At 64.8% G+C, this 14,167-nt stretch carries 10 protein-coding genes; 3 read left to right on the top strand and 7 right to left on the bottom strand.

Translation table 11 applies throughout. The features are described from left to right. Positions 1-2: 2 nt before the first annotated feature. The 6 genes from ABDJ38_RS06345 to ABDJ38_RS06320 all read right to left on the bottom strand — a co-directional run bounded on the left by ABDJ38_RS06345 (position 3) and on the right by ABDJ38_RS06320 (position 10,590). A complete protein-coding gene (locus tag ABDJ38_RS06345; protein ID WP_346784237.1) occupies positions 3-488 on the bottom strand; it encodes a DUF6702 family protein in 486 nt (161 codons plus the stop codon). Continuing rightward, on the bottom strand, positions 485-2,890 hold the full coding sequence (locus tag ABDJ38_RS06340) for a M1 family metallopeptidase (protein WP_346784236.1): 2,406 nt from the start codon (positions 2,888-2,890) through the stop codon (positions 485-487). Before ABDJ38_RS06340 ends, ABDJ38_RS06345 begins: the two co-directional genes overlap by 4 nt. Beyond that, entirely contained in the window at positions 2,890-4,938 is a 2,049-nt protein-coding gene (locus ABDJ38_RS06335; protein ID WP_346784235.1) for a S46 family peptidase, read from the bottom strand. Before ABDJ38_RS06335 ends, ABDJ38_RS06340 begins: the two co-directional genes overlap by 1 nt. Positions 4,939-5,086: 148 nt before the next feature. Continuing rightward, positions 5,087-6,742: an alkaline phosphatase D family protein gene (locus ABDJ38_RS06330; protein ID WP_346784234.1), complete on the bottom strand. Its 1,656-nt coding sequence runs from the start codon at positions 6,740-6,742 to the stop codon at positions 5,087-5,089. Positions 6,743-6,768: 26 nt separating this feature from the next. Further along, complete coding sequence (locus ABDJ38_RS06325) at positions 6,769-9,132, bottom strand: TonB-dependent receptor (RefSeq protein WP_346784233.1); 2,364 nt, start codon at positions 9,130-9,132, stop codon at positions 6,769-6,771. 129 nt (positions 9,133-9,261) lie between these two features. Beyond that, positions 9,262-10,590: a DUF5690 family protein gene (locus tag ABDJ38_RS06320; protein ID WP_346784232.1), complete on the bottom strand. Its 1,329-nt coding sequence runs from the start codon at positions 10,588-10,590 to the stop codon at positions 9,262-9,264. Between the two features lie 123 nt (positions 10,591-10,713). On the opposite strand from ABDJ38_RS06320, the gene ABDJ38_RS06315 reads away from it, so the two are divergent. Then, positions 10,714-11,850, top strand: coding sequence for a TIGR03364 family FAD-dependent oxidoreductase (locus tag ABDJ38_RS06315; RefSeq protein WP_346784231.1), 1,137 nt, complete (start codon positions 10,714-10,716; stop codon positions 11,848-11,850). Then, complete coding sequence (gene phnX / locus ABDJ38_RS06310; protein ID WP_346784230.1) at positions 11,843-12,655, top strand: phosphonoacetaldehyde hydrolase; 813 nt, start codon at positions 11,843-11,845, stop codon at positions 12,653-12,655. Before ABDJ38_RS06315 ends, phnX begins: the two co-directional genes overlap by 8 nt. A gap of 24 nt (positions 12,656-12,679) precedes the next feature. On the opposite strand, the gene ABDJ38_RS06305 is transcribed toward phnX, so the two are convergent. Further along, positions 12,680-13,243, bottom strand: a complete 564-nt coding sequence (locus ABDJ38_RS06305) for an HD domain-containing protein (RefSeq protein ID WP_346784229.1) — start codon at positions 13,241-13,243, stop codon at positions 12,680-12,682. A 149-nt stretch (positions 13,244-13,392) separates the two neighbouring features. On the opposite strand from ABDJ38_RS06305, the gene ABDJ38_RS06300 reads away from it, so the two are divergent. Continuing rightward, positions 13,393-14,148 carry a UTRA domain-containing protein gene (locus ABDJ38_RS06300; protein ID WP_346784228.1) on the top strand — a complete coding sequence of 252 codons (756 nt, stop codon included), beginning with the start codon at positions 13,393-13,395 and terminating at the stop codon, positions 14,146-14,148. The last annotated feature ends 19 nt before the right edge of the window (positions 14,149-14,167 follow it).

The raw sequence follows: 14,167 nt of genomic DNA, 5'->3' as shown, positions 1-14,167 counted from the left end.
GATCAGGGCAAGCGCCTCTGCTTGAAGCCATCGCCAGCATGGAAGATGAGCGTTTCGACGGAGGTCCCCTCGCCCAGGTTCACGCGGTTTTCCTGGCTCGGCCAGATATCGGTGAGGATGCTTGAGCGGACAGCCAGCACCGTGTCTTCGGGAATGGCCGGAGCGATCTGGTAAATCCACAGGTAGGCCCCATCAACCTCGTTGCCGAGCATTTCAAGCTCCACCGGCTCGTCATCGGCGGTCAGAGCGAAGTGGTTGCCGACATAGACGGCAAAAGCATCGCGGCTCGCCTGATTGCGGGCAATATCGGCCTCTTTCATGTCGTGCAGCGCGTGTTCGGCATCGTGCATCGGCACACGGTGGCTCACTTCGAGCATCCCGGTGCGCGGATTGTTGGACATGGTCGTGATGACGATCTTCTGCTGATGCGCCCAGACCGGCTGCGCCAGCACCATCAGCGCCAGCGCGGCGAGAAGCTTGCGGATCATTGCGCGGCCTCGTTCATCAGATCGCGTGACACCCGCGAACCGCTCTGCTCGGCCTGATAGGCCTCGATCCGGCTCGGGATGATGCGGCGCGGATAGTAGTTGTTTTCGATGTCCGCATCGGCTGTCTCCCAATCGGGATCGACCACCACCTGCTCCAGTATCTGGCCTTTGGGGAAGACCAGCAGCTTGCTCACCTCGTGCGGGTTGCGACGCCAGATTTCCGCCGGGATCACCATGCGGTCAATGCTGCCATCCTCGAAGGTGAGGCCGAGGATGATCGGCATTACCAGTCCCCCCTTGCTAGTGAAGTTGAGGACATAGTAGTTCGCATCCTCACGCACGGCCCGCTCGAATGCCGTGCGTTCCCAAGGTTCAAGGTTATCGAGGAAGCTCTCAAAGTCCTCACGGTCCTTGGGGGTGGCGGTGAACTGGTCGTTATCGTCGTAGAAGTCGGTCACGCCCGGGTTTTCGAGCACCCAGATCGGCACCTGCTGCTCGCGGTTGAGGCGCACGCCGACCCGCTCGGGCTCGTCGGCCAGCTCCTGCCGACGGCGCGGCAGGTCTATGTCCGGGTCTTCGGTGTCGATCCGCAGCCGATAGACCGAGTCGACCGAAATATCGACATGGTCGGTGGTGTAGAACCAGCCGCGCCAAAACCAGTCGAGATCGGTGCCCGATGCCTCTTCCATGGTGCGGAAGAAGTCCGCCGGGGTCGGCCGCTTGAACTTCCAGCGCCTCGCATATTCTCGAAACGCAAAGTCGAACCGTTCGCGCCCGATCACAGTATCACGCAGGATATGCAGCGCCGCCGAAGGCTTCGAATAGGCGTTCGGCCCCAGATTCACGACCGAATCCGACTGGGTCATGATCGGCTGCTGCTGGTTCGAGACCATATAGGGGATGACATCACGCGCGATCCCGCCGCTCCACGGCATCTCCGGATCCCACTCGTATCCAGCAACAGAGTCGAGGAAGGAGTTCAGCCCCTCGTCCATCCAGGTCCACTGCCGTTCGTCGGAGTTGACCGTCATCGGAAAATAGATGTGACCGACCTCGTGGATCACCACGCCCACGAGGAACAGCTTCTCCGACAGCGAATAGGTGCGGCGGCCATCGTCCTGAAGTTCGGTGCGCGGACCGTTGAAGGTGATCATCGGATATTCCATCCCGCCCACCGGGCCGTTGACCGACTGAGCCACGGGATAGGGATAGTCGAAGCTGAAGCGCGAATAGACCTTCAGCGTGTGGATCACCGCCGGGGTCGAATATTTCGCCCACAGGTCACCGCCTTCCTTGGGCCAGAACGACATCGCCATCACGGTCTCGTTCTCGGCGCCGGGCTGCTGGTGGCCCTGCGCATCCCATAGGAACTTCCGGCTCGAAGCCCATGAAAAATCGCGGACATTCTGCGCCGCAAAGCGCCAGGTCTTGGTGCCGCTGGCACCGCTGCGCTCGTTCGCCTCGGCTTCGGCCTGGGTCACGACCATGACCGGCTCGCTCGCGGTCCGGGCCTGTTCCAGCCGCTGCCGCTGGGCGGCTGTGAGCACCTCCTCGGGGTTCTGCAACATGCCGGTCGAGGCGACGATATGGTCGTCCGGCACCGTCAGCGAGACGTCGTAATTGCCGAATTCGAGCGTGAATTCGCCGCTGCCGAGGAACTCCTTGTTGTGCCACCCTTCGTAGTCCGAATAGGCCACCATGCGCGGGAACCATTGGGCGATTTCGAAGATGTCGTTGCCGCCCGAACGCGGATCTTCGGGGAAATGCTCATAGCCCGCGCGTCCTCCAATCGCCTTTTGGTCGGTGATCTGGAAAGCCCAGTCGATCGAGAACTCGATGCTCTCTCCCGGTGCGAGACCTTCGGGCAGGTCGATCCGCATCATCGTGCCGACGATGGTGTGATCGAGCGCACGGCCATCGCCCAGCGTCACCGCGCCGATCTCGTAGCCATAGTCGTTGTCGGCCATCGACTGCTGCTGGCGCAGCTGCCGCAGCGACAGCCGGGCAGGCTCATCGGTTGAACTGGCCGTGCCGCTGAAGTCGTCGGTCAGCTCGGCGATGGAATCGCGGCGAAAGATGTTCTGATCGAGCTGCAACCACAGCCACGGCAGGCTGTCGGGCGAATTGTTGGTGTAGCGGATCGTCTCGCTGCCGGTGAGCCGACGCTTCTCTTCATCGAGCCGCGCCTCGATGCGGTAATCCGCCTTCTGCTGCCAGTACTCATGCCCGGGCGCGCCCGAGGCATTGCGATAGGTGTTGGCCGTGGGCAGCACCTCGTCGAGCTGGCGGAACTTGTCCTCGTAGTCGCCTACCGTCTGCTCGATGCCCTGCGCTGCAACCGGCCCGGCCAAAGCGAGCGCGGCGAGGAAGACGATGCCTTTCAGGCCGCGCTCGTTCCGCATCAACGCGCCTCCAGTTCCGCGACCAGCGCCGGCGCCGGATAAATCGTCTCCAGCGCCTCCTGAATCGCTGCGGCGGAGACCACCACCGTGCGGTTCAGTGTGCCATCGTAGCCATAGTTGCCACCAAGCGAATGAATATTGCCGTCGAAGGCCGCGCCGATCACGGTGCCGTTGCGGTCGATCACCGGGCTGCCCGAATTGCCGCCGATAATGTCGTTGGTGGTGACAAAATCGTAGGTCACATCGGGGTCGATCTCGTCACGGTTTGCGGCAAAGGCGGGCGCAAGGTCAAACGGCGGGTTGCCCGTCGCGCGCTCAAAAGTGCCGCCCATGGTGGTGGCGATGGGCACCTGGTTGCCGCGCTCGACCCAGCCCTTCACTTGGCCATAGGAGATACGCAGGGTGAAGGTCGCATCGGGATAGAGGCTGTCGCCATAGGCGGCGAAGCGGGCATCGGCCAGCTCGGCACCGGCAGCGGCGAGCGGCCCGGCATAGGCCTCATCGACCTGCTGTTGCAGCTCACGCTGGCGGGGCAACAGAGTGAGCGCATACTGGATCATCGGATCGTCCGAGGCCTCGATGGCAGCAATCCCGCCTTCCCACAGCTGGCGGCGATAGTCCGGATCGGCCAGCCGTGTGCCCGTCACCAGCCGCTCGGACAGTTGCTCGGGGCTTTCCTTGCCCAGCAGCAGCTGCGAATCGGCATCGTCCACACCGAGATATTCGCGCGCCTTCGACAGGCTCCACCCCATGTAAAGCTCGTCAAGCCACGGGTAGACCGGGCGTTCATCGGTGATGCGCTTTTCGAGCAGCGGCAGCGCGCTGTCGGTATAGCCGGGCAGACGCTCGGCATTGGGCTTTTCCCGCTCCTGCGCGGCCATCACCAGCGCCTGGGCGTAACCGTAGAGATCGCCCGAAGGATCGATGAAGCGATAGGGCAGATAGAGCGCACGGTAGGCCTGCACCGCCTCATCCACCTCGGCCCACGGGTCGCCGATGGCGGCATTGTCGGCGCTTAGTTCGCGCAGCTCGGCCTCGGCTGCGGCCATCTTTCCGGTAAACTCCGGATCGTTCAGCGCAGTGGTGCGACCGATATAGACCTTGAGCGAATTCTCGACGCCGCTGAGCAGGTCCAGCCCCTCGCGCTCGCGCTCCTCGCTCACCTCCATCGCCGAGATCAAACGGCCGCGCAGCTCCGACAGCGTGGCGAGCGTGACCGGCAGGCGGACTTCGCGTTCGAAGGCGCGCTGGCTTTCGGTCATAAGGCGCGCGGTCGATCCGGGGTTGCCGACCACAAAGGTCAGTTCGCCTTCCTCGGGCGCGCGCGGGTTCCAGCTGAGGTGCGCCTCGGGCGTCACCGGCCTGCCGTCCTCGTAGGCGCGCAGGAAGCTGCCATCGAGCGAATAGCGCGGGAAGTTGAAGTTGTCGGGATCGCCGCCGAAGGTCGCGGCGCGGTCTTCCGGGGCCCAGACGAGGCGCACATCGGAATACTTGCGGTAGGTATAAAGCTTGTACTGCCCGCCGCCGAACAGCGTGACAACCTGACAGCGCATGGTTTCGCGGTCGGTGCAGCCTTCGTCTTCGATCCGGGCGATCGCGGCATCGCGCGCGCGGGTAAGCGCCTCGCCCTCGAGCCCGGCGAAGGCGCTCTTCACGGTGTCGGTCACATCGGTGATCGACATGACGACCTCGGCCTGCTGGCCCGGGCAGGCCTTCTCGTCCTCGCGCCGGTCGGCGATGAAACCGTTCTTGAGCAGATCGTTATCGCCGGTCGAGTTATCGAACAGGCAGCTTGCCACGCAGTGGTGGTTGGTGAGGATCAACCCCTCGCCCGAAACGAAGCTGGCTGAGCAACCGCCGGTGAGGCGCACCGCAGAAAGCCGCGTGCGCTCAAGCCAGGCCGCGTCGGGCGCCCAGCTATAGGCTGCTTCAAGCTTGTCGGCGGGAAAATTGTCGAAGGTCCACATGCCCTCGTCCGCCTGAACAGGAACGGCGGAAGCGGCGAAAGCAGCCAGTGCGACGCTGGCTGCAAGAACTGGTCTGGTCATGAAATATCCTTGCGCGACTTTTGCGGCGACCTTGCCGCATTGCAGTGCACAAGGCAATCCGGTTCCAGAGGATACCATTTAACGTAGTGTCCGCCGGTCGCGCGGAACCTGTTTCGAGACGCCGCGCGACCGTGCAGTACAGATCGGCTCAGGCCGGGCGGAAGCCCCCGCCTTCAACGCCCGCATCGGCAACGAAGGTCGCCGCCACGGACCGCTCGAACTCCGGCTGCGTCACGGTCGAGACGACCACATGTTCGGCCACGGCGCGTTCGGAGGTCAGGCGCACCAGCGCATAGCCCTTGCGGTCCTGATCGCAGAATACGACCTCCTCGTTGCGCGCGGCGAGGTACTTGCCCAGCCCCGGCAGCAGCGACCCGTAAGACGGGCTGGTAATCGCGGTGCAGCCGACCTCGACGGCGGCGAGACGCCCTCCATTGTCGTGCAGGTTGTTGGTCCAGGCGGCATGGCTGTCGCCCGCCAGCACCAGCGGCCGCGACCCGGCGCGCTCGAACAGCCCATAGAGCCGCTCGCGCGCATGGGGATAGCCGTCCCAGGCATCGAGGTTGAACGGAACGCCGGCGCGGAACGCCTGCATCGCAGTGGCGATCTGAGTGCGATAGCCTTCCGGCATGGCGGAGAGCATCTGGCCATAGACCTCGGCCCCCAGCTGAGCTTCGAGATCAGGCCCGGCGACCTTCGCCATCACCACCTGATTGCCGAGCACCTGCCACGGCTTGCCCGCCTGGACGGACTGCGAAAGAACGCCTTCGAGCCAAGCGCTCTGGTCTGTGCCGAGCATCTCGCGGCTCTCGTCGCCCAGCTCGGCGAAGATAGCAGCCAGCGATTCGGCAGGGGGGACATCTCCCTTGGGCAGCACTTGCTTGCTGCGCCCCAGTAGACGCGTCTCGACCATCGCCAACGTGGCCAGATCGCCGAACTCGAACGAACGGAAGATCGCCTCGCGCGCCCGCACCGGGCTGGGATCGCGGATCGGCATCCACTCGAAATAGGCCTGCATCGCAACCGCCTTGCGCGCGGCCCAATCCCCATCCTCGCTCTGATGGTTCTCGGCCCCGCCGATCCAGCTGTCGTTGGCAGTCTCGTGATCGTCCCACACGCAAATAAAGGCGGCGCGGGCGTGCGCGGCCTGCATGTTGGGATCGCTCTTCACCTGCGCATGGCGGCGGCGATAGTCGGCCAACGACACGATCTCGTGCGGCGGATCGGGCAGCCGGCCGATCGCCCTGCCCACCTCGTTGCCGTAACCTTCGGCGCCATATTCGTAGATATAGTCGCCAAGGTGGATCACCGCGTCGAGCCGGTCGAGCGCGGCCATATCGGCATAGGCGTTGAAGAAGCCGCCCGCCCACAGCTGGCACGAGGCGACCGCATAGACCACCTCGTCGGTCGCGCCGACCGGCAGGGTGCGAAAGCGCCCCTTCGGCGAAACGGTGCCATCGGAGGCGACGAACCAGTACCAATAGTCCTTGCCCGGCTCGAGCCCGGCCACTTCGGCCTTGGCGGTGTGATCGGCGCTGGCACGCGCGGTCACATCGCCTTCGACGGCTGGCGCGCCTTCAGCGGTGGTTGCGACAAACCAACGCAGGGCAACGTCACCGCCGAAGTCCTCGCCGACCGAAGCGCGGGTCCAGATCACGGCGCCATCGGCGGCGGGATCGCCGCTCGCCACGCCATGATCGAAGCTCACCTTTGCCGGTGCCTGCTGGGCGACCGCAACACTCGCCGCCCCCATGGTTCCACCCGCGCCCATCAGGGCCAGAAGCCCACGACGATTGATCTGCATGGGAAGTCTCCTTCTCGTCGTTACAATCAGCGCAGGCGCGCGGTGAGTTCGATGCCGTAGAAGCGCGGCTCGGCAGGGATGAAGGTCGGATAGCCGAAGGCCCCGCCGGTGTTGCCCGCATCGAGCAGATAGTCCTCGTTGCTCAGGTTACGCACGAAGCCCGCCACCTCGATCATGTCGTCGGCGAAGGCAAAACCGGCGCGCAGGTTAAGCAGCGTGACCGGACCTTGCGAGATCGCCGCCGAGTTGGGCAGCTCGAAGAAGATCGTACTGCGGTGGGTCACGCTCGGGGTGGCGAAGAAGCGTACATCGTTGGCGACCATGTGATCGATGGTGAAGCCCGCCGCCATCTGGAATTTCGGCTGCAGACGGAAGCGCGCACCCGAGTAGGCAGGCGCCAGCGTGTTGTCCTCGTCGATTTTGGCATTGGCATAGGCGCCGTTGACGAACAGGCTGATCGCGTCGGTCGCCTGCACGAACAGCTCGGCCTCGACGCCGATGTTCTTGGCATTGCCCGCGCTTTCGGTGCGGGTCGAACCGTCATCCTGCGTCACGCTGACCTGGAAGCCCGAATAGTTCTGGTAGTAAACGCCGAGCGAACCCTGCACCGCGCCGGTCGCGAACTTGATGCCGCCCTCGTAGTTCCAGACAACCTCCTCCGGCACGAGCTGCAAGCGCGGCACGGTGGCAAAAGTGCTGTCCAAAGCAGCGGAAAGCTGCACCACCGGCGAGCGGCGGCCCTTGGAAACGGTGGCATAGACATTCACGTCCGGGGTAATCCGGTAAAGCGCATTGAAACGCGGCAGCCAGGCATCGAAGCTGTCTTCGGCGGTGAAGGTCTGACCGCCCGTGTCGAACTGGCCGGGGACAAGCGAGAAGGCGAGGCTCGGCAGCGCGGTCAACAGCGGCGTGCGCAGGCTGGCGGGCAGCAGGCCCGGCAGCACCGGCACCGGCACCTCGGCAAAGTAGCCGGACTGGCGGTCTTCCCACAGATAGCGCAGGCCCGCGGTCAGTTCGAGCGCATCGGTCGGCATCCAGGTGACATCGGCGAAGACTGAGTAGCTGTCGTTCTGGCCTTCGTTCCGAAACAGCGACTGATAAGGAAGCTGCGTGATCGCACCGCCGGTAAGCAGGCCGGTGAGCTGCGAAGCAGGCACCGAGCCATCGGGCGCGGTACACGGCAGGTCGAGCCCGGCAGCGGCAGCGATCCCGGCGAGGCATTGCAGGAAGGTGCCTTCCTCGCCCGAGAACGGAACCGACTGGCGGCCATCCTCGGTAAAGTAGTTCCATCCGAACGAGCCGCGCACCTTCATGCCCTCGTAGGCGAACCGGCCTTCGTGGCTGAACTGCCAGCCCGAGGCGTCTTCGGCAAATTCGAGGAACCAGGCCGCTGAGCCGTCGGCGTCGAAGGTCTCGAGGCTGTCGAACTCGCGGTAGCCGTTGACCGTGGTGAAGGTCCAGTTGTCGGCGAACTGCCACTCGGCAGTGAGGTTCACGTCATAGACCTCGCGATCGAGGCCAAGCTGGTCCTTGCCGAGCACGCTGCCCGACAGCGGCGATCCACCGAGCTGCGCATCACCGAAGGGATCGGCGGCACCGGCGGCGGTGGGGAAGTTCCCCGAAATGAAGGGCGTGCCGCCGTTGCGCTGGCGGTCGAAGGTGCCGATCAGGTCGACGGTCAGGTCGTCGCTCGGGGTAAAGCGCAGCGAGCCGCGCAGGCCGAGGTTGTCCAGCGCATAAAGCTCATCGTCCTGCGATTCGGCGAGGTTCTCGACATAGCCGTCGCGGTTCTTCCACTCGAAGGCGAGACGGCCCGCAATCACCTCATTGCCTGCATTGAGGTGCCCGCGCAGCAGCGTGTAATCGTAGTTGCCATATCCGCCGGTCAGTTCCGCCGAGACGCCCGGCTGCGGCTTCGCCGACACGAGGCTGATCGCGCCCACCGCCGAGGCCGTGCCGAACAGCGTGGCCTGCGGGCCCTTGATCACCTCAACCCGGTCAAGATCGTAGATCGCCTGATACGACCCGCGCGAGCGCGAGATGTCGACGCCGTTGTAATAGAGCGTGACGCGCGGCCCCTGCTGCGACGAGCCCGAATCCGAAGTAATCCCGCGGATCACGATGCCGGGGTTGTTGGCGCTCTGCTCCTGAATGTTGAGGCCGGGGACGTAGTTCGAAAGCTCATCGAGGTCCGACACGCCCAGCTGTTCCATCCGTTCGCCCGAGGTGGCGGTGACGGTGATCGGAACGTCTTCCACGCGCTGTTCGAACTTCTGCGCGGTCACGACGATGCTGTTGCCGACGTCCTGGGCCTCCTCCGCGAAGGCAGGGGTGGCGGCAAGCGTGGTGCCCGCCAGCAACGTAAGCTTGAGCGACGAACGAATAGTCATTTGGCGAATCCCGTTATGGTTGAACAGAAGCGCGCCTATTCAAAGTGAATGACGGGTTCGCGGCAAGTCGATGACGATTACGTGAACCCGCCAATTTCTCTTGTGTCAGTTGCCGGGATGCACACCTGCTCAAGAGCGGGCAGGGCTGGCAACTCTGCCAAAGCCGTGCCGATCCGCACCCTGCCCTGCCAAGCTGGTGCGAATGAACTGCGCGCCAGCGATGCCGACCAGCACAACGCCCACAAGGCTGGTAACATAGGCCGAACCGATAAAGAAGGTCAGCCACGGCAGGTCGAGCCCAGCGAAGTTGCGCAGCAGCAGCAGGGCCACGCTGCCGACATAGCCGCTGGCATCGGCGACATAGATCAGGAAGCCCGCCGTCGCCACGGTGCCCGACCAGGCGATCAGCCGGTCGAACAGCATCGCGTTGAACGGGGTATAGGCAAGGTAAAGCCCCGCCCCGCTCGCCACCATCCACGCGATCGGCGAGAGCAGCCCCTGCTGGAACGCCAGCGTCGACAGTCCCAGCACGGCAAAGCCAAGCCCCACCGCCACATGCATCCAGGCCATAGCCTTCGTGTTGTCATGCACCCGCACCAGCAGCGCCAGCGCGACAAGCGAGATGATCGCCACCGGTGCCTCGCTGGCGGTGAACACGCTGGAGGCCTCGCCATAGCCGAGCGCCTGCCAGATCTCGGCAGCGAAGTTGTCGCGCAGGTCGCGAAAGGCGGTCAGCAGCACATAGGATGCGACCAGCGGCACCAGCAGCGGCCAGTGCGCTCGTAAGAAAGCCCTTCGCTGCGCCGCCATCATCGGGCGGCGCGCCACCCGCTCGGCCTCGTCAGCCGCATCGGGCGCAGGCAGCGCGGCCAGACCCAGCACCGAGACCAGCAACAAGGGCATGAACACCGCCCCGGTCGCCGCCGGCATCCAGAATTCGCTCACGCCGTAGTCCAGCATCAGCGCCTTGCCGATCGACTTCACCACGCCCGAAGAGAGAATGAAGCTCGCACACAGGATCGCGCCGAGCACCTCGCTCACCCGACGGCCTTCCATGAAGCCGAACACCAGCCCCCAGATCAGCCCCAATGGCAGGCCGTTGAGAAACAGGAACACCACGTTCCACGGCGCCGGAACCAGCGCGAACATGACGAGCGCCAGCCATGAGGAGCCGATCAGCAGGAGAATCGCCAAGGCCCGCCGCTCGGGCGCGAGTTCGGCGATCACCTTCACCCCGATCAGTTTCGACAGCGCATATCCGGCCACCTGCGCCAGCACGAGCGCGATCTTGTAATCGAGCACGAAGCCCCACCCTGCCACGTGTTCGAAGGTCGCGGCGGTGAACGGCTTCCTGAACGCATACATCGAGAAATAGGCGCAGAAGCCGGCCATCCCCGCGAACAGCACGAATATCGCGGGCTGCGCTCGGGAAAGCCAACTGCGAAAACTGCCGATCATCTGACTTGCTCCTGTCATGCAAGGCTGGTCTAGACCACATATGCGACAGTGGAATGACGAAAGGGCGCCTGTGCCAGCCATCGATGAAAGCTTGAGGTCAACCGGAACGGAGGCCTTGAGAGCATGAGCGAACACTATGATCTGGCGATCGTCGGGGCGGGAATTGTCGGGCTAGGCTGCGCGCTGGCGGCGGCGAAGCGCGGGTTGCGTGTGATCGTGATCGACCGCAACGCCCAGGCCGACGGAGCGTCGATCCGCAACTTCGGCTTCGTAACCGTGACCGGCCAGCAGCGCGGGCTGGTCTGGAACCGCGCCCGCCGCAGCCGCGACCTGTGGCTCGAGATCGCCGCACCGGCGGGGATCGAGGTGCTCCAGCGCGGCTTGTTCATGCCCGTGCGCCGCGCCGAAGCGGTGGGCGTGCTCGAAGAATTCATGGCGACCGAAATGGGCCACGGTTGCGAACTGCTCACACCGAGCGAAGCCGCCGCCCGCGCCCCGGAAGTCACCGGCCCGAAGACACAGGCCGCCCTGTGGAGCCCGCACGACCTCCGCGTCGAATCGCGCAGCGCCATCCCCCTGCTCGCGCGCTATCTCGAAAGAGAGCATGGCGTAACCTTCCTGCGCGAAGCCGCCGCCCTTGCTGTCGAACCGCCCCATATTCTCACCGGACGCGGTGAAGTCCTTGCTGATCGCGCGATCATCTGCCCCGGCGATGACTTCTCCGGTCTCGGTGCCGATATCTTGCAAAACGCCGGCCTCATCCGGTCCAAATTGCAGATGCTCCGGCTGGCCGCCCCCGGCGTCACCCTGCCCGCGCCGATCATGTCCGACCTCGGGCTGGTGCGCTATGACGGCTACAGCGAGCTGCCCGCCGCCGCTGCGCTGCGCGTCCGGCTGGAAGAGGAACAGGGCGAGGAACTGGCCAACGGCGTCCACCTGATCGCGGTGCAGAGCGCCGATGGCACGCTGGTCGTCGGCGACAGCCATCATGAGCGCACCACCCCCGATCCCTTCGCCAGCGAAGCGGTCAACCAGCTCATCCTCGCCGAGTGGAGTGCCGCCACCGGACAGCCTGCCCCGACCGTGCTCGAACGCTGGACCGGTACCTATGCTCGCGGCCCCGAACCCAGCCTCATCGCCGCTCCGCACGCGCGCGTCAGGCTCGCGCTGATCACTGCCGGAAACGGCGCATCCACCGCCTTCGCCTTCGCAGAAGAAGTGCTGGCCAACCTGTTCGAGGAGAACACCCCCAATGACTGAGATCCGCCCCAAGATACATTCTGCCTTCGACATGGTGATGTTCGACTGGGCCGGCACCATGGTCGATTTCGGCAGCCGCGCCCCCGTGCTGGCGCTGATCGAGGCGTTTCGGCTATCGGGCGTGCCCGCCGAAGAGAGCGAGGCGCGCGCCGACATGGGCCGCGCCAAGGCCGACCATATCCGCGCCATGCTGGCCCAGCCCCGGCTTGCCGCAGCCTGGGAAGAGGCGCGCGGAAAGGCGCCCGATGAAGCCGCAACCGCCGAAGTGCTCGAAACGCTGCAGGAGCCGATGATCCGCCTTGCCCGCGAGACCGCACACCTCGTGCCCGGCGCTGCCGAAACCGTCGCCCGTCTGCGCGAAGAGGGGATCACAATCGCCTCGTGCACAGGCTATTCGCGCGAGATGATGGAGGCGATCCTGCCCACCGCCAAGGCCGAGGGCTACGATCCAGATCTGGTCGTCTGCGCCAACGAGACCGCGCAGGGCCGCCCCTCGCCGCTGATGATCTACAAGGCCTGCGCCGACCTCGGCGTCTGGCCGCTGGAGCGCGTTGTCAAGGTCGACGATGCGGAAGTCGGCATGGCCGAAGGGCGCAATGCGGGCTGCTTCACCGTCGGCGTGGCGGCCTCGGGCAATGCTGTGGGGCTGAGCGTCGAGGAACTGGCCGCGCTCGACCCTGCCGACCGCGCTGACCGGGTGGCTGCGGCGGGTGAACGCCTCAAGGCCGCAGGGGCCGACCTGGTGATCGATTCGGTGGCCGATCTTATTCAGGCGCTCGAAGCGGAAGTGGCGCGGCGCGGCTGAGCCTGTGGCGGCGCGGCGAGCCGATCAGCCCTGCCGCGCCAGCCGAACCAGCATATCGTGATAGCTTTCGAAAGCCGGAAGATCGTCGCGGTCCTTCTTGCCGAGGTCGTCGTAGTCGCGCAGCCGCAAGGCCGCGGCATGGTGGGGCTCCTGCTCGAACCGCGTGGCTTCAGCCTCATCCATCGCTCCACCCTGCAATTCCAGACTTTCGAGCGAAGCCGGACTCAAGCTCGCGACATAGGTCGGCTGACGCAGTGCGAGATAGCGCTTGGCATCGACATGGAGGCGCACCGGCTCGCTCACCTCGGGGCCGAACCGTTCGCGCAGCCAGTCGGCGCCGGTGATCTCGTGGCGAGTGTCGATCCCGCGTGTCGCAGCGTCTTCACCCTCGTGGTGCAACAGGTGGCCAATATCATGCAGCAGAGCGGCCGCGATCATCGCCGCCCCCTCACCCGCGAGCCGCGCATTGTGCGCACATTGCAGCGCGTGATCGAGCTGGCTGACCTTTTCGCCGTAATGCAGGGTGCCAAGGCGCGTGAACAAGGCAATAGCCTCCGCAGCGACGGAGGCGCGGTCTGTCTTTGTCATAGTCATGGTCTAGACCAATTGCAGATAATGCGGCGCGACGCATCCATTTTTCCCAAGTCCGGCAATTTTCTCGCGATTCCGGCGTTCCAAGTTGCGAAGACAGGCCCTGTGCCGGTTGTCGGGTCACGGTAGTGAGAGTAACAGGAACCATGGAAAAAGCGGCAGATACCAACGGGACTGGCCCTACCGAAAGTGCGGAAAGCCGCCAATATCTGGGCCTGCGCGACGGGATTGCCTCGCGCATCTCCACAGGCGACCTCAAGCCGGGCGACAAGCTTCCCTCGGAGCGCCAGCTGCAAGGCGAATTCGGCCTTGCTCGCGGCACGATTCGCGAGGCATTGTTCCTGCTCGAAGCCGAAGGCGCGATCTTTCGGCGCGACCGCAGCGGCTGGTACGTCTCGCCGCCGCCGGTGGTCTATGATCCGACCCGCTGGGAAGGCTTCATGTCCTACGTCGAGGCGCAGGGCCGCGTACCCACCACGTTCACCATCAGCACCGCCACAATCCCCGCAGACCCGCTGCTTTCGGACATTTTCTCGCGCCCGCTCGGCGCCCCGCTACACCATATCCGCCGCTTGCGCTCGGTCGATGGACGAGCAGTGCTGGTGGAGAAGCTGGTGGTCGACGCCGCGATTACACCAGGCCTGCTCGACTTCGATCTCAACACCTCGCTCACCGCGATCCTGAAGCGCAATTTCGGAATCACCGTCGCCCGCAACCAGATTTCGATGCAGCCCTGCGCGCTGACCGGTGACGAGGCGGTCGACCTGCGTCAGAAGTCGGGCCTGCCCGGCCTCGCCTTGCAACGCGTAAGTTATGACGGCCATGGCCGGGTGGTCGAATACGACCACGAATACTGGCGCCACGACGCCGTGCAAATCACCGTGGACCTGCGCGTTCGCTAGCCCCACGGCTCGCCACAAC

Origin of the sequence: Aurantiacibacter flavus, from assembly GCF_039710615.1 — a bacterium.
GTDB classification, from domain to species: domain Bacteria; phylum Pseudomonadota; class Alphaproteobacteria; order Sphingomonadales; family Sphingomonadaceae; genus Alteraurantiacibacter; species Alteraurantiacibacter flavus.
This window is presented reverse-complemented; position numbering and strand designations above follow the sequence as displayed.

Coding starts and splice junctions, on each gene's coding strand:
- ABDJ38_RS06345 (WP_346784237.1), bottom strand. CDS start 488: ATGATCCGCAAGCTTCTCGCCGCGCTGGCGCTGATGGTGCTGGCGCAG.
- ABDJ38_RS06340 (WP_346784236.1), bottom strand. CDS start 2,890: ATGCGGAACGAGCGCGGCCTGAAAGGCATCGTCTTCCTCGCCGCGCTC.
- ABDJ38_RS06335 (WP_346784235.1), bottom strand. CDS start 4,938: ATGACCAGACCAGTTCTTGCAGCCAGCGTCGCACTGGCTGCTTTCGCC.
- ABDJ38_RS06330 (WP_346784234.1), bottom strand. CDS start 6,742: ATGCAGATCAATCGTCGTGGGCTTCTGGCCCTGATGGGCGCGGGTGGA.
- ABDJ38_RS06325 (WP_346784233.1), bottom strand. CDS start 9,132: ATGACTATTCGTTCGTCGCTCAAGCTTACGTTGCTGGCGGGCACCACG.
- ABDJ38_RS06320 (WP_346784232.1), bottom strand. CDS start 10,590: ATGATCGGCAGTTTTCGCAGTTGGCTTTCCCGAGCGCAGCCCGCGATA.
- ABDJ38_RS06315 (WP_346784231.1), top strand. CDS start 10,714: ATGAGCGAACACTATGATCTGGCGATCGTCGGGGCGGGAATTGTCGGG.
- phnX (WP_346784230.1), top strand. CDS start 11,843: ATGACTGAGATCCGCCCCAAGATACATTCTGCCTTCGACATGGTGATG.
- ABDJ38_RS06305 (WP_346784229.1), bottom strand. CDS start 13,243: ATGACAAAGACAGACCGCGCCTCCGTCGCTGCGGAGGCTATTGCCTTG.
- ABDJ38_RS06300 (WP_346784228.1), top strand. CDS start 13,393: ATGGAAAAAGCGGCAGATACCAACGGGACTGGCCCTACCGAAAGTGCG.